Genomic DNA, 22466 nt, shown 5'->3' with positions numbered 1-22466 from the left:
CTTTGTCGGAACCCTCCAAAGACGCGCCGCAGAAGCTCGCGCGTAACCCGGATGCCTTGTCGGGTTCAATCACCTTTCGCTGTTAAGTCCATCACGTGACGCGGCTCTCCTGCGAGGGCGGGTGCCCCTTCGGTCGAACTCTTCGGCCAGTGCGACGACGATGCCCTCGGGCCCGCGGAGGTAGCAGAGCCGGTGGTGTCCCCGTACCGCACGACTTCGCCGACGGGTTCGGCGCCGAGCGGGGCGGCCGGCCCGGCGGCGGCCAGGGCGGCCGACGCGTGGAACTTCATCAGCTCGAGCCACCGCCGCGAGGTCGTCGACGGCGATGCCGATGTTGTCCATCCGCCGGATCGTCATGGTTCCTCCTGCGTCACGCGGCCCCGGTGGCCGCTCGTGCCCCGGGGACGAAGCCGGCGACGCGGTTTCGACGTCCGCCGGTCACCAGAGGCCGCGGGCCCTCGCCAGGCGGCCGACGGTCAGGGCGATCCGCAGCACCAGCGCGTCGCGCGGGTCGGTCGGCTGGCAGCCGGTCAGGTCCGCCGCCTTCCGCAGCCGGTACCGGACCGTGTTCGGGTGGACGAACAGCGTCTTCGCGCACGTCTCCAGCACGCCGCCGCTCTCCAGGTAGGCCTCGACCGTGCGCTGCAACGTCGGGCCGGCCTCTTCCAACGGCCGGGCGATGGTGTCGACCAGCAGGCGCTCGGCCTCCGCGTCGCCCGAGAGCGCGCGCTCGGGCAGCAGGTCCGCCGACCGCACCGGTCTCGGCGCGCCCGGCCAGCCGACCACCGCCCGCAGGCCGGACAACGCCTCCGTCGCGCTGTGGTGGGCTTCGGCCAACGTCGGCACCGTCGGCCCCGCGACCACCGGGCCCTCGGCGAACGCCACCGACATCCGGGCGAGGATCTCCCGCTCCTTCACCCCGCCCTCGGTGGGGCCGCCGACCACGACCACCAGCCGGGACCCCTGCACCGACAGCAGCACCGGGCGGCCGACGCGGGCGGCGCGGCTGCGGACCTCGAACACCACCGTCGGCGGGTCCTCCGACGGCGGGTTGCCGACCAGCACCGTGGCGGCCGCGGACGGCTCCCAGCCCAGCGCGGTCGCCCGGGAGAGCACCGACTCCTCCGCATCGCCGCGGACGATGCCGTCGACGACCAGGGCCTCCAGCCGGGCGTCCCACGCGCCGCGGGCTTCCGCCGCGGCGGCGTACGAATTGGCCGCCGCGAAGGCGATTTCGCGGCCGTACCGGAGAATCCCTTCGATCAGGGCGGCCCGTTCCGCCTCGTTCGCCGCGAAATCGGGCAGCTGCTCCTCGAACACCTCGATGGCCAGCCGCACCATGCCGACCGCCTGGCGCAGGCTGACCCACCGCGACAGCTCGGCCGGCGCGTCGCGGAACGCCTCCGTCGTGAGCTTCAAGGCCTCTTTGGAGTCCCGCAGCCAGTCGACGAAGCCGGCGGCGCCGGCCTGGGTGATCAGCAGGACGCTCGCGCGCTGGTCGGCGGGCAGCCGGGCGAACCAGGGCAGCCGCCGTTCCATCACCGCGATGCTCGCGCTCGCCAGGCTGCCGGACGCGTGCTCCAGCCGCCGGAGCGTCTTCGCGGACAGTCCGTGGTGCTTGGGCACCCGGCGCGGGGCGGCGGTTCCATCCATGGCGCCCGCGATCCTACGTGCCCGCAACTTTGGTACCCCCGCGCGGCAACGCGCGAGGGTGGTCGACGCGTGTACGCACTGCCTAGGATCGGGCCACACGAGAACGGGGGAACCGGATGTGACCGGTTTAGAGATCGACGGGATATCCAAACGCTTCGGGGACGTGGTCGCCCTCCACGAGATGACGTTCGACGTCCGGCCGGGCGAACTGTTCGGCTTCGTCGGCAGCAACGGCGCCGGCAAGACCACGACCATGCGGATCGCGCTCGGCGTGCTGTCCGCCGACGCCGGCGAAGTCCGCTACGACGGCGCGCCGGTGACGCACGAAACGCGCCGCCACATCGGGTACATGCCCGAAGAACGCGGCCTCTACCCGAAGATGAAGGTGGCCGAGCAGCTGACGTACCTCGCGCGGCTGCACGGCATGCCGGCGGCCGACGCACGGGCGTCGGCCGGGAAGTGGACCGAACGGCTGGGCGTCGCCGCCCGCCGGGACGACGAGGTGCAGAAACTCAGCCTCGGCAACCAGCAGCGCGTCCAGCTGGCCGCGGCCCTGGTGCACGAGCCGCGGATCCTGGTGCTCGACGAGCCGTTCTCCGGCCTCGACCCGGTCGCGGTCGACGTGATGAGCCAGGTGCTCAAGGAAAAGGCGGCCGAGGGGGTGCCGGTCGTGTTCTCCAGCCACCAGCTCGATCTGGTGGAACGGCTCTGCGACCGGGTCGGGATCGTCCGCAGTGGACGGATGGTGGCCGTCGGCACGGTGGCGGAGCTGCGGGCCGGCGGCGCGCTGCGGCTGCGGGTCGACGTCCCCGATGCCGGCGACGGGTGGGCCGACGGCCTGCCCGGGGTCAAGGTGCTCGGCCGGACGGGCTCGGTGACCGAGCTCGAACTCGGCGAGGGCGCCGACGACCAGGCCGTGCTCAAGGCGGCGCTGGCCACCGGGCCGGTCCGCGAGTTCGCCCGCGAGCAGCCGTCGCTGACCGAACTGTTCCGCTCGGTCGTCACCCACGAGGAGGTGGCCGCGTGAGCACCCCGGTCCCGGACGTCCGGATGAGCCCCGCGGCGGCGGCGGGCCTGGTCGCCTCCCGCGAGATCAGCATCCGCCTGAAGTCGAAGGCCTACCGCATCAGCACCGCGGTGACGCTGTTGCTGATCGTGGCCGGCATCCTCGTGATCAAGCTGATCAGCGGCAACGGCGGTGCCGACGCGAAGGTCGGGTTCACCACCGCGACCGCCGGTTTCTCGGCACCGCTGCAGGCGGCCGGGAAGACCCTCGGCGAGACCATCGAGACCACGCAGGTGCCCGACGAGGCCGCCGGGCGGGCGAAGCTGGCCGACGGCTCGCTCGACGCGCTGCTCACCGGGGACGGCACGAGCGTGCACGTCCAGGTGAAGAAGGACCTCGACGGCAAGTTCGCGAACGTCCTGCAGCTCGTCTCCCAGCAGGTCGCGGTCGGTCAGCAGGTCACCGCGCTGGGCGGGGACCCGGCCCGGTTCCAGGCCGCCGTCGCCTCGGCGAAGTTCGTCGAGGACCCTCCGCTGGAGCAGCCGTACGACTACAACGGCCAGCAGCTCGTGCTGGGCATCATCGCCGGCATCCTGATCTACATGTCCCTGCTGATGAACGGCCAGATCGTCGCGCAGGGCGTCGTCGAGGAGAAGACCTCGCGGGTGGTCGAGCTGCTGCTGTCGACGATCAAGCCGTGGCAGCTGATGGCGGGCAAGGTGCTCGGCATCGGGGCGGTCGGGCTGATCCAGATGATCGTGATCGGCGTCGGCGGGCTGGTGGCCGGGCTGGCCATGGACGTGCTGACGATCTCCGTATCGGCCGCCGTGGGCACGGTCGTCTGGCTGATCGTCTGGTACTTGCTCGGGTTCTTGATGTACTCGATCGTGTTCGCCGCGCTCGGGGCGCTGGTTTCGCGGCAGGAAGACGTCGGCGGCGTGACGACGCCGGCCCTGATGTTCGTGATCGCCGGGTACGTGATCGGCATTTCCGTGCTGCCGTCGGATCCGGGCAACACGTTCGTCGAAGTGCTTTCGGTGATTCCGGTGTTCTCGCCGACGCTGATGCCGATGCGGCTCGCGATGGGCGGGGTGCCCGTTTGGGAAGCCGTGGTGTCGGTGGGGCTGGTGGTGCTGCTGATTCCGGGGCTGATCTGGTTCGCCGCGCGGATCTACCGGAACGCCGTCATGCGCACCGGCGCGAAGGTGAAACTCCGCGACGCCCTGCGCGCCGCCTGAGGTATTCGCCGGCGGTAATGCTCGAGGCCGCCCGGCGCTTGCGGTTTACGCTGCGCCGGACGGCCTCGTCTCCCCGGTCCCCACCGGTAGAACCAGTATGGCCACGGGTGATCTTCGCGCGCCAGTCGTCTCACTCGATCGTGGGGCGCACGAGTTGCCGCCCTGGGGTACTTGATCGACGATCCGGGGAAAATCCGTGGAGGGAGTCGATGTGGGCGAGCAACTGAAGGACGGGCTCGGACAGGCGTGGGCCATGGTGGCCACGTTCGTCCCGAAACTCGTGGGATTCCTGGTCGTCCTGCTGATCGGCTGGCTGATCGCGAAAGCCGTCTCGAAAGGGCTGGCGATCGTGCTCGGGAAAGCCGGATTCGGGAAACTCGTCGAGCGCACCGGCCTGAGCGGGAAGATCGGCCAGCAGAAGTTCGACGCGACGGGGATCCTCGTCAAATTGGTGTATTACTTCATTCTGCTGATCGCGCTGCAGCTGGCGTTCGGCGTGTTCGGGCCGACCAACCCGGTGAGCCAGTTGCTCAACGACATCATCGCGTTCCTGCCGCGGATCGTGGTGGCTCTGGTGCTCGTCGTGGTGGCCGCGGCGATCGCGAAGGTGGTGCGGGACGTCGTCGCGTCCGCGCTGTCCGGCCGCGGGGCGGCGCGCCCGCTGTCGGTGGCGGCCTACTGGCTGATCATGGCGTTCGGCATCATCGCGGCGCTGGGCCAGGTGAACATCGCGACGGCGATCACCGGGCCGGTGCTGATCGCGGTGCTGGCGACGATCGGCGGCGTGATCGTGGTCGGCTTCGGCGGCGGCCTGATCAAGCCGGCCCAGGACCGCTGGCGCGGCTGGATGGCGAACATGGAGCACCAGCTGGAGACGCCGGCGCAGCGCACGGGCGAGATGGGCACCGGCCCGGCGGCCCCGCGCGCCAAGGTCGGCGTGGACAGCACCCCGACGTCGCCGGTCGGCACCCCGCGCCCGCAGGGCTGAGGCAGCGGGAGCGGCGCGGGCCCGGCGGTCGGGGAAGCCGCCGGGCCCGCGCCGTGCCGTGCTCCGGAGGTCTTGGACGAGTGGCTAGGTCCGGTCGGGTGGTGCACGCCGAACCGCGGGCCCACGGCCTTCGGCGTGAGAACACCCGCCGCTCGAGGTCGAGCTGGAGGTCGCCGGCAAGGCCGTCCGCTGCGTGATGGTCGACCCGGGCTGGGACGGCCTCCCCGCCGCGCCGGCGCAAGACGATCACCGCCGTCAACGGCAGGACGTTCGGCGTGCACGCGCGCGTGGTCCGCGGTGGCACGCTGCGCGTCGGCGACGTCCAGACCGTGGGATGTTCCGCCCCTCACACTCCCTGGGGAATGCGTCCGTCAGCGAGCATGTTGGGAGCGGTAGGACGAAAGGGGCGTGACGTGGACTTCCTGCTGCACCACGGGATCACCGTGCTCGGCCAGTGGATTTCGATCGCGGAGCTCGCCGGGCAGGTGTTCGCGCTCGCCGTCGTGTTCCTCGCGCAGCGCCGCACCCTGTGGACGTGGCCGGTGCAGGTCGGGGCCACCGTGCTGCTGTTCGCCGTCTACGTGTCCGCGCACCTCGGCGGGCTCGCCGCCCGGCAGGTCGCCATCCTCGCCATCTCCGTCTACGGCTGGTGGGCCTGGACGCGCCGCCAGGACCCGGTGTTCGGCGTCGTCGTCCGCACGGGCCGGCCGGTCGAACGGCTCGCCATGGTCGGCGCCTTCGTCATCGGAACCACCGTGATGGCCCTGGTCCTCGACGCCCTGCACGCGTCCTGGGCGCCCTGGCCGGACGCCGCCATCTTCGTCGGCACCCTCGTCGCCTTCGGGGCACAGGGGCTCGGGCTGGTGGAGTTCTGGCTGGTCTGGCTGGCCGTCGACGCGATCGGCGTGCCGCTGCAGATCTCGTCCGGGCTCTACTTCTCCGCCGCGATCTACATCGTGTTCGCCGGGCTCGTCGTGCACGGCTGGTGGAGCTGGAACCGCTCGGCCCGGCGCGTCGCCGCCCGGCCCGGGGTCACGGCAGCATCCAGCTGAGCGCCGCGGTGCTCTGACCCCACACGATCAGGCACATCACCAGCAGCAGCCCGACGCTCCACGGCAGCACCTTCCGCAGCAGTTTCCCTTCTTCGCCGGGCAGGTTCGCCGCCACGCAGGCGATGGTGAGGTTCTGCGGCGACACCATCTTGCCGAGGACGCCGCCGGAGCTGTTCGCCGCGGCCAGCAGGTCCGCCGGGAGGCCGGTCTGGTGCGCCGCCGTCACCTGGAGGGCGCCGAACAGCGCGTTGGCCGAGGTGTCCGACCCCGACACCGCGACGCCGAACCAGCCCAGCACCGGGGACAGGAACGCCAGGCCGGCGCCCGCGGCGGCGATGAACGTGCCGATCGTGGTCGTCTGGCCGGACAGGTTCATCACGTAGGCCAGCGCGAGCACCCCGGTGACGGTGAGGATCGCGAACCGCAGCTCCTTGACCGTCGCCAGCCACTCCCGCGCGGTGTCGCCCGCCTTCACCGCCAGGATCGCCGCGGTGAGGACGCCGGCCAGCAGCACCAGCGTGCCGCCGGTGTTGAGCAGCGGTAGCGAGAACGTGTTGCCGGACACCGGTTTCCCGTTCGGCGCGACGACGTTCAGGCCGGGCCAGTGGAACTTCCAGGTCGCCTTGTCCAGCAACCGCTTGACCGGCGGCAGCACGGCGATCGAGAAGATCACGATGATGAACAGGTACGGCAGGTACGCCTTGACGACGTCGTCCCGCGAATCCTCCGGCGGCGCTTCGGCGGTCGTCGTCCCGCCGGTGCCGATCCGGACGGCTTCGGGCACCGGGCGCCGGGTCTGGGGCAGGGCCACGAGCGCGGCCGCGCCGGCGAGCGCCGCGCCGATGTCGGCCAGCTGCGGGGACACGTAGTTCGAGGCGAGGAACTGCACGAGCCCGAACGCGACGCCGCAGACGAGCGCGGGCAGCCAGGTGTCCTTGAGACCGCGCCTGCCGTCGACGATGATCACCAGCAGCAGCGGCACGACCAGGGCGAGCAGCGGCGTCTGGCGCCCGACGATCGACGAGACCTCCTGCAGCGGCAGGCCGGTGACCTGGGCGAGGGTGACGACCGGGGTGCCCATGGCGCCGAACGCGACCGGCGCGGTGTTGGCGACCAGCGCGACGACGGCGGCCTTGACGGGGTGGAACCCGACGGCCACCAGCATCACGGCGCTGATCGCGACCGGGGCGCCGAACCCGGCCAGTGCCTCCATGAGCGCGCCGAAGCAGAAGGCGATGATCAGGGCCTGGATGCGCGGGTCGTCGGAGATCCGGCCGAACGAGCGGCGCAGGACGTCGAAGTGCCCGGTCCGGACGGTGAGCCGGTAGATCCACAGCGCGTTGACGACGATCCACATGATCGGCCACAACCCGAAGGCGGCGCCCTGCAGCGCGCCGGAGACGGCCTGCACGACCGGCATCCCGTACGCGGCGATCCCGACGACCAGCGCGACGAGCAGCCCGATCAGGGCGGCGTGGTGCGCCCGCATCCGGACGGCGCCCAGCAGGACGAGGACGGTGGCGAGCGGCAGCACGGCCACCAGCGCGGACAGGCCCAGCGAGCCCAGCGGAGTCAGATCCTGCGTGAACACGGGCGACCTCCGTTTCCACGATGCGAAAACGGCCTTTCGGCGGGTGCCCGAGATCTTCGTCACAAACCAGGCGGTCCGTCAAGAACTTGAGACCGGTTGGCCCAACGAGTCAGCGCTTCACGGCTTCGGCAGCACCGCGAGGGCGGTCTCGGCGATCGTGCGGATGCGTTCCGGCTCCACGCCGCCCTTGCCCAGTGCTTCGAGGCCGCGCAAGACCGCCAGGACCAGCCCGGCGAGGTGGTCCGGGTCCTGGCCAGTGGCGATGTCACCCGCGCGCTGAGCCCCCGCGATGCACGCCGTCAAGTGGTCCTGCAGGTCGCCGAACAGCTGCCGGCTGCGGGTCGCGACCGCCTCGTCGTGCTCGGCGCATTCGGCCGTGCTCTTCGCGATCAGGCAGCCGCGGCGCTCCTGGTCGGTGGCCACCGATTCGGCGATCGCCCGGATGTGGTCGCCGAGCCGCCGGTAGGCCGTGTCGTCGGGGCCTTCGAGCTGATGCCGCGTGCCGATGGCCAGTTCGCCGCAGTAGTGGTCGAAGACGCGCAGGAACAGCGCGTGCTTGTCGCCGAAGGCGCCGTAGAGGCTGCCCTTGCCGAGGCCGGTCGCGGCGGCGATGTCGTCGACCTTCGTGCCCGCGTAGCCGGTTTCCCAGAACTGGTCCCTGGCCGCGCGCAGCACCGCCGCCTCGTCGAAGCTCCGGGGTCTCGCCATGGCCTCAGGGTACCCATTCTTGACTGCTTGGTCCAGAACGGCGTACGTTCTGGACCAGACAGTCAAGAACTTGGGAGGAATCGTGCAGCTGGAAAACAAGACCACCGTCGTCACCGGTGGCGGCACCGGCATCGGGCTGGCCGTCGCGAAGCGGTTCGCGGCCGAAGGAGCGCACGTCTTCATCACCGGGCGCCGCAAGGAGGTGCTCGACGACGCCGTGGCGGAGATCGGCGGCAGCGTGACCGCGATCCGGGCCGACTCGGCGAACCTGGCCGACCTCGACGAGGTCTACCGCGCGGTGGCCGAGCGTGGCCGCGGGCTGGACGTCGTCGTGGCCAACTCCGGCGGCGGGAGTTTCGCCCCGCTCGGCGAGATCACCGAGGAGCAGTTCGACGCGACGTTCGCCACCAACGTCAAGGGCGTGCTTTTCACCGTGCAGAAGGCGCTGCCGCTGCTGAACGCGAACGCGTCGATCATCCTCACGGGCTCGACGACGTCGACGCGGGTCGCCCCGGCCTTCAGCGTCTACGCGGCGACGAAGGCCGCCGTCCGCAACTTCGCCCGCAGCTGGGCAGTCGACCTGAAGGGGACGGGCACGCGGGTCAACGTCCTGAGCCCGGGACCGACGCGCACCCCGGGCCTGCTCGGCCTGGTTGACGCCGACGCCCAGCAGGGCCTGGTCGACGGCCTCGTGGCCGAGGTCCCGCTGGGCCGCCTCGGCGACCCGGCGGAAATCGCCGCCGCGGCGCTGTTCCTGGCCTCCGCGGAGTCGAGCTTCGTCAACGGCGTCGAGTTCTTCGTCGACGGAGGTCAGGCGCAGGTCTAATGCGAGGTCGCGTGGGAGGGCTTCAGGTCGGCGAGGGTGCGGACGCCCAGCAGCTGCATCGTGCGGACCATCTCGGTCCGCAGGATGTCGACGCAGCGCTGGACGCCGCGCTCGCCGCCGGCCATGAGGCCGTACAGGAACGCGCGGCCGATGAGGACCGCGTCGGCGCCGCGGGCGATGGCCGCCACGATGTCGCCGCCGGACAGGATGCCGGTGTCGATCCAGACCTCGGCGCCGCCCTGGATCTCGTCGAGCACCGCCGGGAGCAACTCCAGGGGTGTCGGCGCGCGGTCGAGCTGGCGGCCGCCGTGGTTGGACAGCAGCACCGCGTCCGCGCCGTGCTTCACCACGTCGCGGGCGTCGTCGACGTTCTGCACGCCCTTGACCACCAGCTTGCCGGGCCAGGTGCGGCGCACCCAGTCGAGGTCGTCGTAGTTCAGCGTCGGGTCGAACAGCTTGTTCAGCAGCTCGGCGACGGTGCCGTCGAAGTGGTTGAGCGAGGCGAAGGTCAGCGGCTCGGTGGTGAGCAGGTTGAACCACCACGCGGGGTGCAGCGCGCCGTCGAGGAACGTCTTGAGCGTCAGCGCCGGCGGGATGGTCAGGCCGTTGCGGACGTCGCGCAGCCGCGAGCCGCCGACCGGGGTGTCCACGGTCAGCATGAGGGTGTCGTAGCCCGCGGCCCAGGCGCGATTCATCAAATCTTCACCGGCGCCGTGATCGCGCCAGACGTAGAGCTGGAACCACTTGCGGGCGCCCGGCGCGGCTTCGGCGAGGTCCTCGATCGACGTCGTCGCCATCGTCGAAAGCCCGACCGGGATGCCGTTGCGCTCGGCGACGCGGGCCACCGCGCGCTCGCCCTCGTGCTGCATCATGCGGGTGAACCCGGTGGGGGCGAAGGCGAACGGCAACGCCGACGTCTTGCCGAGGATCTCGCGCGTGGTGTCCACATCGGACACCCCGCGCAGCACGTTCGGGTGGAACTCGATGCGACGGTACGCCTGCCGGGCGCGGCGCAGGCTGTCCTCGAGCTCGGCCGCGCCGTCGGTGTAGTCGAACGCGGCCCGCGGGGTGCGCTTGCGGGCGATCATCCGCAGGTCGGCGACGGTGTGCGCGTTCGCCAGCCGCCGGTCTGTCGGGTTCAGCACGATCGGCTTCGGTCGCAGGATCTGCTGCAGCTCACTCGGCCTCGGCAGCCGGCGCTTCGTCACCTTCATCAACTCCCTGCGTGCAGCGGGACCCGACAGACATCGGATGTCTGCCGGGTCCCGAACCTAGCATCGTTTCCCCAGCGCGGGGTCACGCGTTCCCGGACTCCGACGTCTGCGGCCCGGCGGCCGCGATGTCGTCGAGCCGGTACTTCGTGGCCGCTTCGAGGACCTTCGCCTGGTCGACCTCGCCGCGCTTGGCCAGGATCGACAGCGCGCCGACGGTGATCGACTCGGCGTCGACCAGGAACTTCCGCCGCGCCGCCGGCCGGGTGTCGGAGAAGCCGAAGCCGTCCGTGCCCAGCGTCAGCATGTCGGTCGGGACGTACGGGCGGATCAGGTCCGGCACCGCGCGCATCCAGTCCGACACCGCCACGACCGGCCCGTTCGCCCCGGAAAGCGCCTCGGTGACGTACGGCACGCGCGGCTCGCTGCCCGGGTAGAGCAGGTTGTCGTGGTCGATCTCGACGGCCTCGCGCCGCAGCTCGGTCCACGACGTCGCCGACCACACCGCGGCCCGCACGCCCCACTCCTCGGCCAGCTTCCGCTGCGCCTTGAGCGCGTCCGGCATCGTGACGCCCGAGACCAGGATCTGCACCTCCGGCCCGTCGCCCTCGGGGGCGTCGGCGTACTTGTACAGGCCCTTCAGCAGGCCGTCGACGTCGAGGTTCTCCGGCTCGGCGGGCTGCTGGTACGGCTCGTTGTAGATCGTCATGTAGTAGAAGACGTTCTCGCCGTTGCCGTCCGGGCCGGTCTCGCCGTACATCCGGCGCAGGCCGTCCTTGACGATGTGCGCGATCTCGAACGACCACGCCGGGTCGTAGGCCACCGCGGCCGGGTTGGTCGCCGCCAGCAGCAGCGAGTGCCCGTCCGCGTGCTGCAGGCCCTCACCCGTCAGGGTGGTGCGGCCGGCGGTGGCGCCGAGGACGAACCCGCGGGCCATCTGGTCGGCGGCGGCGTACAGGCCGTCACCGGTCCGCTGGAACCCGAACATCGAGTAGAAGATGTAGATCGGGATCATCGGCTCGCCGTGCGTCGCGTACGACGTGCCGACGGCGGTGAACGACGCGGTGGAGCCCGCCTCGTTGATGCCCTCGTGCAGCAGCTGGCCCTTCTCGGACTCCTTGTAGGCCAGCATCAGGCTCGCGTCGACCGACGTGTACGTCTGGCCGTGCGGGTTGTAGATCTTGGCCGTCGGGAACATCGAGTCGAGGCCGAAGGTGCGGGCCTCGTCCGGGATGATCGGGACGACGCGCTTGCCGATCTCGGAGTCCTTCGCCAGCTCGCGGACCAGCCGGACGAACGCCATCGTGGTGGCGACCTCCTGCTTGCCGGAGCCCTTCCGGATGCCCTCGTAGACCTTGTCGCCGGGGAGCACGAGCGCCTTCGCGGCCTTCGGACGGCGTTCCGGCAGGAAGCCGCCGAGCGCCTTGCGGCGGCCGATCATGTACTCGATCTCGGGCGAGTTCGCGCCCGGGTGGTAGTACGGCGGCAGCTTCGGGTTGCGCTCCAGCTCCTCGTCGCTGATCGGGATCCGCTGCGAGTCGCGGAACAGCTTGAGGTCGTCGAGGGTGAGCTTCTTCATCTGGTGCGTGGCGTTGCGGCCCTCGAACGCCGGGCCCAGGCCGTAGCCCTTGATCGTGTGGGCCAGGATCACCGTCGGCTGGCCGTGGTGCTCCAGCGCCGCCTTGTAGGCCGCGTACACCTTGCGGTAGTCGTGGCCGCCGCGCTTGAGGTTCCAGATGTCGGCGTCGGAGAGGTCCTTGACCAGGTCCTTCGTCCGCGGGTCGCGGCCGAAGAAGTGCTCGCGGACGAAGGCGCCGTCGTTGGCCTTGTACGTCTGGTAGTCACCGTCCGGGGTGACGTTCATCAGGTTGACCAGCGCGCCGTCGCGGTCGGCGTGCAGCAGCGAGTCCCACTCGCGGCCCCAGATCACCTTGATGACGTTCCAGCCGGCGCCGCGGAAGTACGACTCCAGCTCCTGGATGATCTTGCCGTTGCCGCGCACCGGGCCGTCGAGCCGCTGCAGGTTGCAGTTGATCACGAAGGTCAGGTTGTCGAGGCCCTCGCCGGCGGCCACGTGGATGAGGCCCCGCGACTCGGCCTCGTCCATCTCGCCGTCGCCGAGGAACGCCCAGACGTGCTGGTCGTCGGTGTTCTTGATGCCGCGGTCGCGCAGGTAGCGGTTGAACCGCGCCTGGTAGATCGCGTTCATCGGGCCGAGGCCCATCGACACCGTCGGGTTCTCCCAGAACTCCGGCATCAGCCGCGGGTGCGGGTACGACGGCAGGCCGCCGCCCTCACCCGCGTGGCTGAACTCCTGGCGGAAGCCGTCGAGCTGCGATTCGCTCAGCCGGCCCTCGAGGAACGCGCGGGCGTAGATGCCGGGGGAGGCGTGACCCTGGATGTAGATCTGGTCGCCGCCGCCGGAGTGGTCCTTGCCGCGGAAGAAGTGGTTGAAGCCCACCTCGTAGAGGGCGGCCGAGGAGGCGTAGGTCGAGATGTGGCCGCCGACGCCGACGCCGGGGCGCTGCGCCCGGTGCACCATGATCGCCGCGTTCCAGCGGATCCAGGCCCGGTAGCGGCGCTCGATGTCCTCGTCGCCGGGGAACCACGGCTCGTTCTCGGTGGGGATGGTGTTGACGTAGTCCGTCGAGGTCAGGGCCGGGACGCCGACGTTCCGCTCCCGGGCCCGCTCGAGGATGCGCAGCATCAGGTACCTGGCTCGCTGCTGCCCGCCCCTCGCGAGGGCTTCGTCGAAGGAGTCCAGCCACTCGGCGGTCTCCTCCGGGTCGATGTCGGGCAGGTGCGCCGCCAGTCCGTCACGGATGACGCGTACGCGTGCCGGGGTCTCCTTGCCGGAGGCGCCGTCGTTCTGCGGGGCCAAGGGGTCTCCTTGCGAAAAGTTGTAGCCGGTGGTGCTCGTACTCGGGGGTGTACGACTCTCCATCGTCGTCTTCCGTCCCGGCTTCCGCACCGCTACTTGGCGGTAACATAGACCGGCCCGGTCGAGCCACTCCCAGCGCGCGGTGTATCGCGCGCGCGTTTTCTTCCTCTCCACCCTAGGGGACGACCCCCGGAGGGGTCGCAGAGCGGGGGCGCCAGGCACCCGAAACGCCGTCGCGGAGGGCCGGTGGCGGGCCGTATCCTGCGACACGAGTTGTCACAGATCCGGTGTGGACGGTTGCGCGCGGAGCCTCACCAGTGTTCGCTATCGGCAACCGGGTAGCCGAGTGTGGCCCAGGCGTACCCTTGACGGGTGCTTCGAAGCCACGCTCCGTCGTAGTTGGAGGAGTGAAAGCAGTGGTCGCCGCGGGAGACGCTGATCAGAGCAGCGTCGCCGAGAGGCTCGGCATCAAGCCCGAGATGGTGGTCCAGGAGATCGGCTGGGACGAGGACGTCGACGACGACGTCCGCGCGGCGATCGAGGAGCAGATCGGCGGGGACATCCTCGACGAGGACGCCGACGAGGTCATCGACGTGGTGCTGCTGTGGTGGCGCGAAGACGACGGCGACCTCGGTGACGCGCTCATCGACGCCAGGGGCCCCCTGGAGGAGACGGGCGTGATCTGGGTGCTCACCCCCAAGACGGGACAGCCCGGGCACGTCGAGCCGAGCGAAATCGCCGAAGCGGTGCCCGCCGTGGGCCTGGCCCAGACCGCCAACATCAGTGTCGGCCCGAACTGGATCGGCACCCGGCTGGTGTCGCCGAAGTCGAAGTCGAAGCAGCGCTGAGCCGGTCCCGCCGGACGGACACGATAGGGTTGTCGTCGCAGGCACGTGTCCGTTCGGGAGAGGAAACGCTGGTATGACCGTCGAGGTCGGTTCTCAGGCCCCTGACTTCACGCTCAACGACTACAACAAGCAGCCGGTCCAGCTGTCGTCGTTCCGGGGTGACAAGCCGGTGCTGCTGGTCTTCTACCCGTTCGCGTTCAGCGGCATCTGCACGGGCGAGCTGTGCCAGCTCCGCGACGAGTTCGCCGACTACGACAACAAGGGCGTCCAGGTCCTGGGCGTCTCGGTCGACACGCCGTTTTCGCTGAAGGCGTGGGCCGAGAAGGAGGGCTACCAGTTCCCGCTGCTGTCGGACTTCTGGCCGCACGGCGAGGTGGCCCAGGCGTACGGCGTCTTCAACTCCGACGCCGGCTTGGCGGTCCGCGGCACGTTCCTGATCGACACCTCCGGTGTGGTCAGGTTCGCCGAGGTCAACGCCCCGGGCGAGGCCCGCGACCAGCAGGGCTGGAAGAAGGCCGTGGCCGAACTGACGGCCTGAGTTTTCCGGCCGGCGGTCTCGTCGCGGGCCCGCCGGCCACCGGGCGCATAGCTCAGCGGAAGAGCACTCGGCTTACACCCGAGCGGTCGCAGGTTCGAACCCTGCTGCGCCCACCAAACCACGCTTGTTCCAACCCCATCCGGTGAATTCCCCACCGGATGGGGTTTCGTCGTTTTCGCCGCCCAGACCGTCCCTGACGTGGTCGAACGTCCCGTGGAGGTTCATTGCCCGGCCGATGCCGATCGGTGGCGTCTCCGTCCGTCTCGGCGGCCTGGTCGCGGATGCCGATGACGTCCGAGCCGCGTGGGCTGTCGAGCACGCGGCGAAGGCTCAGTGAGCACGCGGCCGACCACGGACCCGGTCCTCCCCTGATGTACCGCCTTGCGACGGAGCCTTGGTTGATCTGCAGCCGGGTCTTGTCCGGGTGCTGGCGTAGGCCGCCGGGCACTGCGAGCAGGACGTTGCCCGGCTCCCTCGCCGTGAGCCTCCTCACAGGGTTCGCTCGGTCGCCGGCTCACATTTCTGCTTGGCCAGTTCACCGCGAACGGCGTTGTGGATGTGAACGCGTGATGCGCTGGTAAGCGACGACGCCCATGTAGGAGGACTCCGCAGCAGCTGGCGCATACCGTTGACCGAGATGGGCTGGCTTGGCCGCCTGGATGACGCCCGGGTGCTCAGGTCTTTGGCGCGAGCCGCCGAGTGAGATCTGCCGCAGTCCACTCCCTGGTGGCGTACTGCTCCAGGCGCTAGCGGACGCGGTCGGCGCGCTGGGGATCGAGTACCACGGTCGCGACCGCCACGCCCTTGAACTGGCTCACGGACCTCCAGCAAGGTGGCCGGGATCAGAACTGCGCGATGTCGGCCATGGGGCGGAACCGCAGACACGTGACGTCTGGACTCTGCTTCGTCACGATCCGGTCTCTGTTGGCTGACTGGCGTACCAAACTTTCGATTGTCGCAGACTTGTGCATCACAGGTGTCTTGATTCAGACGCGAATGCTTGACTAGGACGGGGTATGTAGATGCCAAGTGATGTCATTCAGGCGAGGACATCTCTGTCTGTCGCTGATGTTGCGGGCGTGTTCCAGAGCACCTTGAGCGGTAGGCGTGTTGTCTTCGGCAAGATCGATCCGGGCGACGATCCCTTCGCCGGATTGGTGGATCAGCCGACGTTCAGCGCAGTCGCATCGCACGACAAGAACATCGGCAGCTGGGCGGTGCAGATCTACGTCTATGAGGAGAACGACTTCCGGCTGGTGGAACTGCATGCTGTTTACCACTCGGGGTTCAACCGGGCGATGAGTGGTACCAAGAACACCTACTCAAAGACGGCGAGTGTCAAGAACGCGCGCGCAGTCTTCGATGCACTGCAAAGCTCGGACCCGTCGGTGGTGCTTGTCTAGATTCACTGGCGGGTGATGCCACCGTCTCGGGGCGGTCAGCGCTGATCAGCACCGGCATCAGCTATCACGGTTCGTAATCTGGGCGGGCGACGCCTTGCGGGTATTCGATGATTGTGGCTCCGGTCGAGTGTCGCGGCTCGAAACTCATCTCCTTGTCGCCGTAACAAACATTCTGTCGGACCGACTTCATGTGCGTCAGCGTCGACTTGAATGTCGGTAGATCTCATATTGTGGAGGCTTACATGCCGTACACTCCGCCGCCGAACTACAGTCATCAGCAGCAGGCGGACGCCGAAGCGGCGAAGCGAGTGCAGGAGTACCAAAAGCAACTGGCCGACGAGCAGAAGCGGGAGATGCTGGAGCGGCAACGCCGCCGTCAAGAAGAGCAGGCGGCCGAGATGCGCCGCCGCTCTGAGCAGACGCAGCAGCGCCGCTGAGGCGTAAGTAAAGGAAGCCGCCTCGCGAAAGACGAGGCGGCTTCCTTTACTGGGTGGTCAGCATGTGCGCAGAAAAAAGCGGCCATTATTTCGAACTGGCGGAGGTCTGGTGACCTTCCTCTAGGCTTGACGTTGCTGGGTGCGAGCCGGTCCGGGTGCCCGCGACGGCCGACTGATCAGGCGGTGACCGGTTCGGGGGCGACCGCCGTCCGGCGCATCGACGTCACCAGCAGGGCCAGGCCCGCGAACAGGACCGCCGCGATCACGCCGGTCACGTTCAACGCCGTTATGAACGCCGCCTTCGCCTGGTCGGCCAGCTCCGGCCGGGTGACGTCGGTGGCGAGGGTCGTGCCCGCCGGGAACGCGCCGCGGTACACCGCAGCCGCCGTCAGGCCGATCAGGGCCATGCCCAGGGAGCCGCCCAGGTAGTTGCCCGTGTCCGCCATCGAGGCCGCCGAGCCCGCGCGCTCCGGGGGCACCGCGCCCATCACCAGGCCGATGCCCAGCGCGAACAGCGGGCCCGTGCCGAGCGTCAGGATCGTGATGCCCGCCACCACCGGCGCCAGGCCGTCGGTCAGCGCCAGCAGGAGGCTGCCCGCGGCCGACACCGCCAGGCCGCCCGCGATCGCCGTGGCCGGGGTGACGAACCGGGTCAGCGCCGGTGCCGCCATCGTGCCCGCCGCCACGCCGAGGCCCATCGGCGCGAACAGCAGCGCCGAGGCGAGCGGGGAGTGGCCGAGCACGCTCTGCAGGTACTGCGTCACCAGCAGGCCGACGCCGGCCATCGCGACGCCGGCGAAGACCAGCGCGACCAGCACCGCGGTGAACGGGCGGTTCCGGAACAGCCGCAGGTCCAGCAGCGGCGACGCCGTGGTCAGCTGGCGGCGGGCGAAGACGGTACCCAGCAGCGTCCCGGCGGCGATCGCCGCGAGCGGCAGGGCGAGCGAGCCGGCCGCCAGCTGCTTGAGGCCGAACACGATCAGCAGCACCGCGGTCAGGGAGAGCGCCACCCCGGGCAGGTCCAGCCGCCCCGACGCCGGGGCGCGGAACTCGGGCAGCAGGAACGGGCCCGCGACGAGCAGGATCGCCACGGCCGGGACGGCGACCAGGAACACCGAGCCCCACGAGAAGTGCTGCAGCAGGAAGCCGGCGAACACCGGACCGGCCGCGCCGCCCGCGAACTGGCAGGTGGCCCAGATCGAGATGGCCTTCCCGCGCTGCTTCTCGTCGCGGAACATGTTCGTGATCAGGGCGAGCGTCGAGGGCATCAGGGTCGCCCCGGCCACCCCGAGCGCCCCGCGCACGACGATGAGCATCACCGGGCCGGTCGAGCACGCGGCGACGATCGACAGCAGGCCGAAGGCCCCGCCGCCGGCGAGCAGCAGCCGCCGTCGCCCGATCCGGTCGCCGAGCGTGCCCATGGTGATGACGAACCCGGCGACGACGAAGCCGTAGCTGTCGGTGATCCACAGCTGTTCGGTGCTGCTGGCGCCGAGATCCGCGCTGAGCTGCGGCAGCGCGAGGAACAGCGACGTCATGTCCATCGCGACGAGCAGGGTGGGCAGCACGAGCACCGCCAGTCCCAGCCACTCCCGCCGTCCGGCCGGCTTCTCCATGTCCGCTCCTTCTCCGTGGTCCGTTCGCCAGGAGGTCGGAGCCGCCGCGGGCGACCGGACACGGGTGCGGAGATTTTTTCCGGCGAATCCCGGTTGCCGGGGTGGCTAGCGTCGAGGGGTGAAGATCCTCCTGCTCGGCGCCACCGGGCTCGTCGGCCGAGCCGTCACCGCCGCCCTCGAACCCCGCCACGAGGTCGTGCCCGTCTCGCGGACCTCCCCGCTCGTCGCGGACCTGACCGAGCCCACGTCGCTCGACGCGCTCTTCGAGACCGCCCCGGACGCCGTCGTGTGCTGCGCCGCCCACGTCCCGCTGCGCCCGCTCGCCGAGCTGACCGACGAACAGGTCCTCGGCGACCTGCGCGCCAAGCTGCTCGGCCAGGTCGCGCTCGCGCGGCGCGCGGCGGAGCGCCTGCCCGCCACGGGCTCCGTCACGCTCACCGGCGGGACGTTCACCGAGCCGATCCCGGGCAGCGGGCTCGGCGCGCTCGTCAACGCCGGCCTCGAGGGCTTCGTCCGGTCGGCCGCCGCCGAGCGGCCGGGCGGCCCGCGGCTCAACGTCGTCAGCCCCGGCTGGATCAGGGAAACCCTCGAAGCGATGGGGGAGGACGGCCGCCGCGGGACACCGGTGGCGGTGGTCGCCGAGGCTTACCGCGAACTCGTCGAAGGCGACGCGAACGGCCGCACCGTCGTCCCCCGCTGATCGGGAAACTTGTCGAGATGTGCGCGGGGAATCCGGTGTTGTTGCGCGAAAAGCAAAAATCGCCGTTCGGGCGTAACGGGTGATCGGCCGGTGCCGACAGGCCAGTCGGCAAGTGACCAACTCACCTCTGGGGGAACCTGTGAAGGGTTCAGGGTTTTTGAAGCGAGCCGCCGTTGCCGCCGTCGCGGTGCCCGTGCTCGCCGCGCTCGTGGGGGCCGGGCCGGCGCAGGCGCAGCCGGTCGCCACCGGATCACTGTCGTTCAGCGGGGACGGGGGCGACTACATCAGCCAGGGCGGTTCCTACGCGTACTCCACCGAAGCGAACGACCGGCTCACGGTCAACGCGTCGGAGGACCGCAACCACATCGCCGTGAGCGTCAGCGCCTTCAACAGCGACTGGTGGACGGTGGACCTGGCCGCACCCAGCGGCACGGGCCTGACCGCCGGCACCTACGACGCGGCGACGCGGTACCCGTTCCAGGAGCCCGACGCGCCGGGGCTGGACCTGAGCGGGAACGGCCGGGGCTGCAACACCCTGGTGGGGACGTTCACCGTCCAGAACGTCGTCTTCGGGCCGCGCGGGTACGTCCAGACGCTCGACGCCACGTTCGAGCAGCACTGCGAAGGGGCCGAGCCCGCCGCGCGCGGTGAGGTGCACATCGCGAACCCGCCGGCCCCGCCGGACCTGGCGATCGGGCTCAAGGTGGCCACGGACGGCACCGCGAGCACGCTCAACGGCAACGCCTACCTCCACGGCACCGTCGACTGCACCGCCGCGGCCAAGGTCACCCTGAGCGGGGCGGCCACGCAGGTCAAGCGCAACGTCATCATCCGCGGCACCTACACGGCGCAGGTCGCCTGCACGCCGGGCACGCCGGCGCCGTGGACGGCGACCGTGGTGCCTGCCGGCACCACGCCGTTCCAGAAGGGGAAGGCCGAGGTCGTCACCCAGGCGACCGCGCTCGACCCGCAGTCCAACACGAACGTCTCGGTCGACGACACCACCGTCGTCACCTTGGTGAAGAGCTGAACCCAGGGCCGTGGGGCCGCCGGGAAGGCGGCCCCACGGCCTACGCCGCGTGCCAGGCGTGCTCGGCGAAGACCTCGTCGAGCGGGGCGCGGGTGAGCCGGTTCGCGTACGTCGACAGCGTGTACGTCCCGATCCCCAGCACCACCTCCAACGCGTTGCGCTGGGTGTACCCGGCGGCGGTGAACGCTTCCAGCGCCTCGGCCGGAGCCTCGCCGCGCGTGTCCATGACGGTGTGCACGAAGACGCGCAGCGCCTCCAGCCGCGGCTCCGGGAGCGGGGCCTCCGCCCGCAGCGCTGTCACCAGTTCCGGCGAGGCGGCCAAGCGGGTCAGCGTGGCCGTGTGCATCGCCACGCAGAGGTGGCACTCGTTGCGCGCGGCCACCGTCATGATCAGCACTTCGCGTTCCAGCGCCGTCAGGGTCGTGGACTCGAAGATCGCGCTGAGTTTCAGGAAGCCGTTCAGCAGTTCCGGCGAGGTCGCCAGCCGGGCGACGCCGGACGGCACGCGGCCGAACTTCTTCGCGGTGGCCGCCATCGCGGGGCGCGCGGCGGTGGGTGCAGACTCCGGGGTGTGATCGGCGAACAAGGCGTCTCCCGACGTAGGATCGACAACATGGTTGTCGAAACCGTAAACCTGGTTGTCGAGTTTGGCAAGGGCCCGTGACCGACACGCCGGGATACGAGCTGCCCTTCCTCCTCTTCGGCGGCTTCCGCACGCTCATCGACCGCCTGCACGCCGAGCTGGCCCGGCAGGGGCACCCCGACATCCGGCCGTCGTACGGCTTCGCCATGCAGGCCGTCGGCGTCCAGGGGGCGACGGCGTCGGAAATCGGCCGCCGCCTGGGCGTGTCCAAGCAGGCGGCGGGCAAGACGGTGGAACGGCTCGAGGCACTCGGCTACGTCGAGCGCGCCGACGACCCCGCCGACGCCCGCCGCAAGATCGTGCGGCTCACCGCCCACGGCGTCGACGTGCTCCGGAAGTCGGCGGAGATCTTCGACGAGCTGCGCGCGGACTGGGCGCGCACGGTCGGCGCGGAGCGGATTGCCGCGCTGGAGAACGACTTGCGCGCGGTGGTGGGCCCGGCGGCTTACCGGCTCGACGCCGCCGGGTGGTTCTCGGGCTAGAAGCCGCAGCCGGGGTCGGGGGCGTCCTCCGAAAGCGGGCTGCCCGCCGGAAGCACGTACAGCACCTCCAGCACCAGCGGCGTCGACCCGAGGTTGCGGCCGATGTGCACCTGGTCGGGCTTCTCGGTGAACGCGCGTCCGGTGGCGAAGATGCCGTCGATGCTGCAGTCGGCCAGGTTGTGCGTGAGCGTTCCCGCCTTCACGTACGCGTACAGCGTGCCGTCGTGGAAGTGCCAGCCCGTGTAGCCGCCCGGCTGGATCGTGACCTCCCGCAGCGTGTAATCGGTGTGCCCGATGGTCTTCTGGGCCAGGATCGTGCCCGTGACGCCGCTGCCCGGGGTCGCGGAGGCGGTCGAGGGGAGCACCAGGGCTGCGGCGAGAGCGGCCGTGACGACGGCGATCGGCTTGCGCATCGGCCCAAGCTACCGCGCCCGGGCGTGCCCGCGGGAGCGGTGATCCGGGTAGCCTGCCGACGCATGGACGCGGACGTTTTCGGGCAGGTCCTCGGTGCGGTGCGGGAGTTCGTGCGCAAGGAGGTCGTGCCGCGCGAGGCGGAGATCGACGAACGCGACGAGATTCCCGGCGAAATCCGGGAAAAGGCCGCCGGGCTCGGGCTGTTCGGCTGGGCGCTGCCGGAGGAGTACGGCGGGCTCGGCCTCGGCATGGCCGAAGACGTCCGGCTGGCGATCGAACTCGGCTGGACGACGCCCGCCTTCCGCTCGCTGTTCGGCACCAACAACGGCATCGCCGGCCAGGCGATCGTGCACCACGGGACGCCCGACCAGCGCACCCGCTGGCTGCCGCGGCTGGCCGCCGGGCAGGCGATCGCGTCGTTCGCGCTCACCGAAGCCGAGGCGGGCTCCGACCCGGGCGGCCTGACCAGCCGCGCGGTGCGCGACGGCGACCGCTACCGGCTGTCGGGCACCAAGCGGTTCATCACGAACGCGCCGCTCGCCGAAGTGTTCGTCACCTTCGCGCGCACCGATCCGGACAGCACCGGCAGCCGCGGCATTTCCGCCTTCCTCGTGCCCGCGGGCACGCCCGGGGTCACCGTCGGCCCGCACGACGCCAAGATGGGCCAGGCCGGCGCCTGGACGTCGGAGGTGGTCTTCGACGACGTCGAGCTGGCCGCCGACGCGCTGGTCGGCGAAGAGGGCAGGGGCTTCGGCATCGCGATGGCCTCCCTGGCCCGCGGCCGCCTGCACATCGCGGCTTTGTGCGTCGGCCTGGCCGAGCGGGCGCTCGCCGAGGCGGTCGAGTACGCGCGGACGGCCCGCCAGGGCGGCCGGGTCATCGGTGAGTACCAGCTGGTGCAGGCGCTGCTCGCGGAGTCCCACGCCGAGCTCGCGGCCGGCCGCGCGATGGTCCACGAAGCCGCGGCGAACTACGACTCGGGCGAGGACCGCAAACTCGGGCCGTCGTCGGCGAAGCTGTTCTGCACCGAGATGCTCGGCCGGGTCGCCGATCGCGCGGTGCAGGTCCACGGCGGGACGGGGTACGTCCGCGGGGTGACGGTCGAACGGATCTACCGGGACGCGCGGCTGTTCCGGATCTACGAAGGGACCAGCGAGATCCAGAAGCTCGTGATCGCGCGGCAGCTGCTCAAGGGCTGAAC

General features: G+C 70.5%; 21 protein-coding genes and 1 tRNA gene. 14 read left to right on the top strand and 8 right to left on the bottom strand.

Annotation, left to right across the window (positions count from 1 at the left end; translation table 11 throughout):
- Positions 1–438: 438 nt before the first annotated feature.
- Positions 439–1653, bottom strand: coding sequence for a PucR family transcriptional regulator (locus tag DV20_RS19630; RefSeq protein WP_043782298.1), 1215 nt, complete (start codon positions 1651–1653; stop codon positions 439–441).
- A 118-nt stretch (positions 1654–1771) separates the two neighbouring features.
- Here DV20_RS19630 and DV20_RS19625 point away from each other — a divergent pair, with 118 nt between their 5' ends.
- The 4 genes from DV20_RS19625 to DV20_RS19610 all read left to right on the top strand — a co-directional run bounded on the left by DV20_RS19625 (position 1772) and on the right by DV20_RS19610 (position 5937).
- A complete protein-coding gene (locus DV20_RS19625) occupies positions 1772–2680 on the top strand; it encodes an ABC transporter ATP-binding protein (RefSeq protein ID WP_043782295.1) in 909 nt (302 codons plus the stop codon).
- A gap of 23 nt (positions 2681–2703) precedes the next feature.
- The gene (locus DV20_RS19620; RefSeq protein WP_043782315.1) at positions 2704–3897 is read left to right on the top strand and encodes an ABC transporter permease; all 1194 of its coding nucleotides are present in this window, start codon (positions 2704–2706) and stop codon (positions 3895–3897) included.
- Between the two features lie 211 nt (positions 3898–4108).
- Positions 4109–4885 carry a mechanosensitive ion channel family protein gene (locus tag DV20_RS19615; RefSeq protein WP_043782293.1) on the top strand — a complete coding sequence of 259 codons (777 nt, stop codon included), beginning with the start codon at positions 4109–4111 and terminating at the stop codon, positions 4883–4885.
- Positions 4886–5298: 413 nt separating this feature from the next.
- Positions 5299–5937, top strand: coding sequence for a nicotinamide mononucleotide transporter family protein (locus tag DV20_RS19610; RefSeq protein ID WP_043782291.1), 639 nt, complete (start codon positions 5299–5301; stop codon positions 5935–5937).
- On the opposite strand, the gene DV20_RS19605 is transcribed toward DV20_RS19610, so the two are convergent.
- Both DV20_RS19605 and DV20_RS19600 read right to left on the bottom strand, forming a co-directional pair.
- On the bottom strand, positions 5918–7528 hold the full coding sequence (locus tag DV20_RS19605; RefSeq protein ID WP_043782288.1) for an L-lactate permease: 1611 nt from the start codon (positions 7526–7528) through the stop codon (positions 5918–5920). The two genes, DV20_RS19610 and DV20_RS19605, sit on opposite strands and share 20 nt — an antisense overlap.
- Before the next feature lie 117 nt (positions 7529–7645).
- The gene (locus DV20_RS19600; protein ID WP_043782287.1) at positions 7646–8236 is read right to left on the bottom strand and encodes a TetR/AcrR family transcriptional regulator; all 591 of its coding nucleotides are present in this window, start codon (positions 8234–8236) and stop codon (positions 7646–7648) included.
- Positions 8237–8306: 70 nt separating this feature from the next.
- Here DV20_RS19600 and DV20_RS19595 point away from each other — a divergent pair, with 70 nt between their 5' ends.
- Entirely contained in the window at positions 8307–9062 is a 756-nt protein-coding gene (locus DV20_RS19595) for an SDR family oxidoreductase (protein WP_043782286.1), read from the top strand.
- On the opposite strand, the gene DV20_RS19590 is transcribed toward DV20_RS19595, so the two are convergent.
- Both DV20_RS19590 and aceE read right to left on the bottom strand, forming a co-directional pair.
- The gene (locus DV20_RS19590) at positions 9059–10270 is read right to left on the bottom strand and encodes an alpha-hydroxy acid oxidase (RefSeq protein WP_043782314.1); all 1212 of its coding nucleotides are present in this window, start codon (positions 10268–10270) and stop codon (positions 9059–9061) included. The two genes, DV20_RS19595 and DV20_RS19590, sit on opposite strands and share 4 nt — an antisense overlap.
- Positions 10271–10358: 88 nt before the next feature.
- Complete coding sequence (gene aceE / locus DV20_RS19585) at positions 10359–13154, bottom strand: pyruvate dehydrogenase (acetyl-transferring), homodimeric type (protein WP_043782285.1); 2796 nt, start codon at positions 13152–13154, stop codon at positions 10359–10361.
- Between the two features lie 416 nt (positions 13155–13570).
- Here aceE and DV20_RS19580 point away from each other — a divergent pair, with 416 nt between their 5' ends.
- The 5 genes from DV20_RS19580 (at position 13571) to DV20_RS19560 (ending at position 16380) form a co-directional block, all read left to right on the top strand.
- The gene (locus DV20_RS19580) at positions 13571–14002 is read left to right on the top strand and encodes a DUF3052 domain-containing protein (RefSeq protein ID WP_003084504.1); all 432 of its coding nucleotides are present in this window, start codon (positions 13571–13573) and stop codon (positions 14000–14002) included.
- Between the two features lie 73 nt (positions 14003–14075).
- Positions 14076–14540, top strand: a complete 465-nt coding sequence (locus DV20_RS19575; RefSeq protein WP_043782282.1) for a peroxiredoxin — start codon at positions 14076–14078, stop codon at positions 14538–14540.
- A gap of 41 nt (positions 14541–14581) precedes the next feature.
- Positions 14582–14656, top strand: a tRNA-Val gene (locus tag DV20_RS19570).
- 963 nt (positions 14657–15619) lie between these two features.
- Positions 15620–15943, top strand: coding sequence for a hypothetical protein (locus DV20_RS19565; RefSeq protein WP_043782275.1), 324 nt, complete (start codon positions 15620–15622; stop codon positions 15941–15943).
- Between the two features lie 242 nt (positions 15944–16185).
- Positions 16186–16380 carry a hypothetical protein gene (locus tag DV20_RS19560; protein ID WP_152603738.1) on the top strand — a complete coding sequence of 65 codons (195 nt, stop codon included), beginning with the start codon at positions 16186–16188 and terminating at the stop codon, positions 16378–16380.
- Positions 16381–16556: 176 nt separating this feature from the next.
- Here the strand turns inward: DV20_RS19560 and DV20_RS19555 are convergent, their stop codons facing one another.
- Positions 16557–17996: an MFS transporter gene (locus tag DV20_RS19555; protein ID WP_043782269.1), complete on the bottom strand. Its 1440-nt coding sequence runs from the start codon at positions 17994–17996 to the stop codon at positions 16557–16559.
- Between the two features lie 118 nt (positions 17997–18114).
- On the opposite strand from DV20_RS19555, the gene DV20_RS19550 reads away from it, so the two are divergent.
- A complete protein-coding gene (locus DV20_RS19550) occupies positions 18115–18696 on the top strand; it encodes a short chain dehydrogenase (RefSeq protein WP_043782262.1) in 582 nt (193 codons plus the stop codon).
- A gap of 157 nt (positions 18697–18853) precedes the next feature.
- On the top strand, positions 18854–19726 hold the full coding sequence (locus DV20_RS19545) for a hypothetical protein (protein ID WP_235190890.1): 873 nt from the start codon (positions 18854–18856) through the stop codon (positions 19724–19726).
- Positions 19727–19766: 40 nt separating this feature from the next.
- Here DV20_RS19545 and DV20_RS19540 read toward each other — a convergent pair whose 3' ends face one another.
- Positions 19767–20261: a carboxymuconolactone decarboxylase family protein gene (locus DV20_RS19540; protein WP_043782261.1), complete on the bottom strand. Its 495-nt coding sequence runs from the start codon at positions 20259–20261 to the stop codon at positions 19767–19769.
- A 125-nt stretch (positions 20262–20386) separates the two neighbouring features.
- On the opposite strand from DV20_RS19540, the gene DV20_RS19535 reads away from it, so the two are divergent.
- Positions 20387–20851: a MarR family winged helix-turn-helix transcriptional regulator gene (locus tag DV20_RS19535; RefSeq protein ID WP_043782260.1), complete on the top strand. Its 465-nt coding sequence runs from the start codon at positions 20387–20389 to the stop codon at positions 20849–20851.
- Here DV20_RS19535 and DV20_RS19530 read toward each other — a convergent pair.
- Positions 20848–21264 carry a cupin domain-containing protein gene (locus DV20_RS19530; protein ID WP_043782258.1) on the bottom strand — a complete coding sequence of 139 codons (417 nt, stop codon included), beginning with the start codon at positions 21262–21264 and terminating at the stop codon, positions 20848–20850. The genes DV20_RS19535 and DV20_RS19530 overlap by 4 nt on opposite strands.
- Before the next feature lie 63 nt (positions 21265–21327).
- Here DV20_RS19530 and DV20_RS19525 point away from each other — a divergent pair, with 63 nt between their 5' ends.
- Complete coding sequence (locus DV20_RS19525) at positions 21328–22464, top strand: acyl-CoA dehydrogenase family protein (protein WP_043782256.1); 1137 nt, start codon at positions 21328–21330, stop codon at positions 22462–22464.
- Positions 22465–22466 lie beyond the last annotated feature (2 nt).

This window comes from Amycolatopsis rifamycinica (assembly GCF_000695625.1).
Classification (GTDB): Bacteria; Actinomycetota; Actinomycetes; order Mycobacteriales; family Pseudonocardiaceae; genus Amycolatopsis; species Amycolatopsis rifamycinica.
The sequence above is the reverse complement of the archived record's forward strand: the minus strand, read 5'-3'. Positions and strand labels throughout refer to the sequence as shown.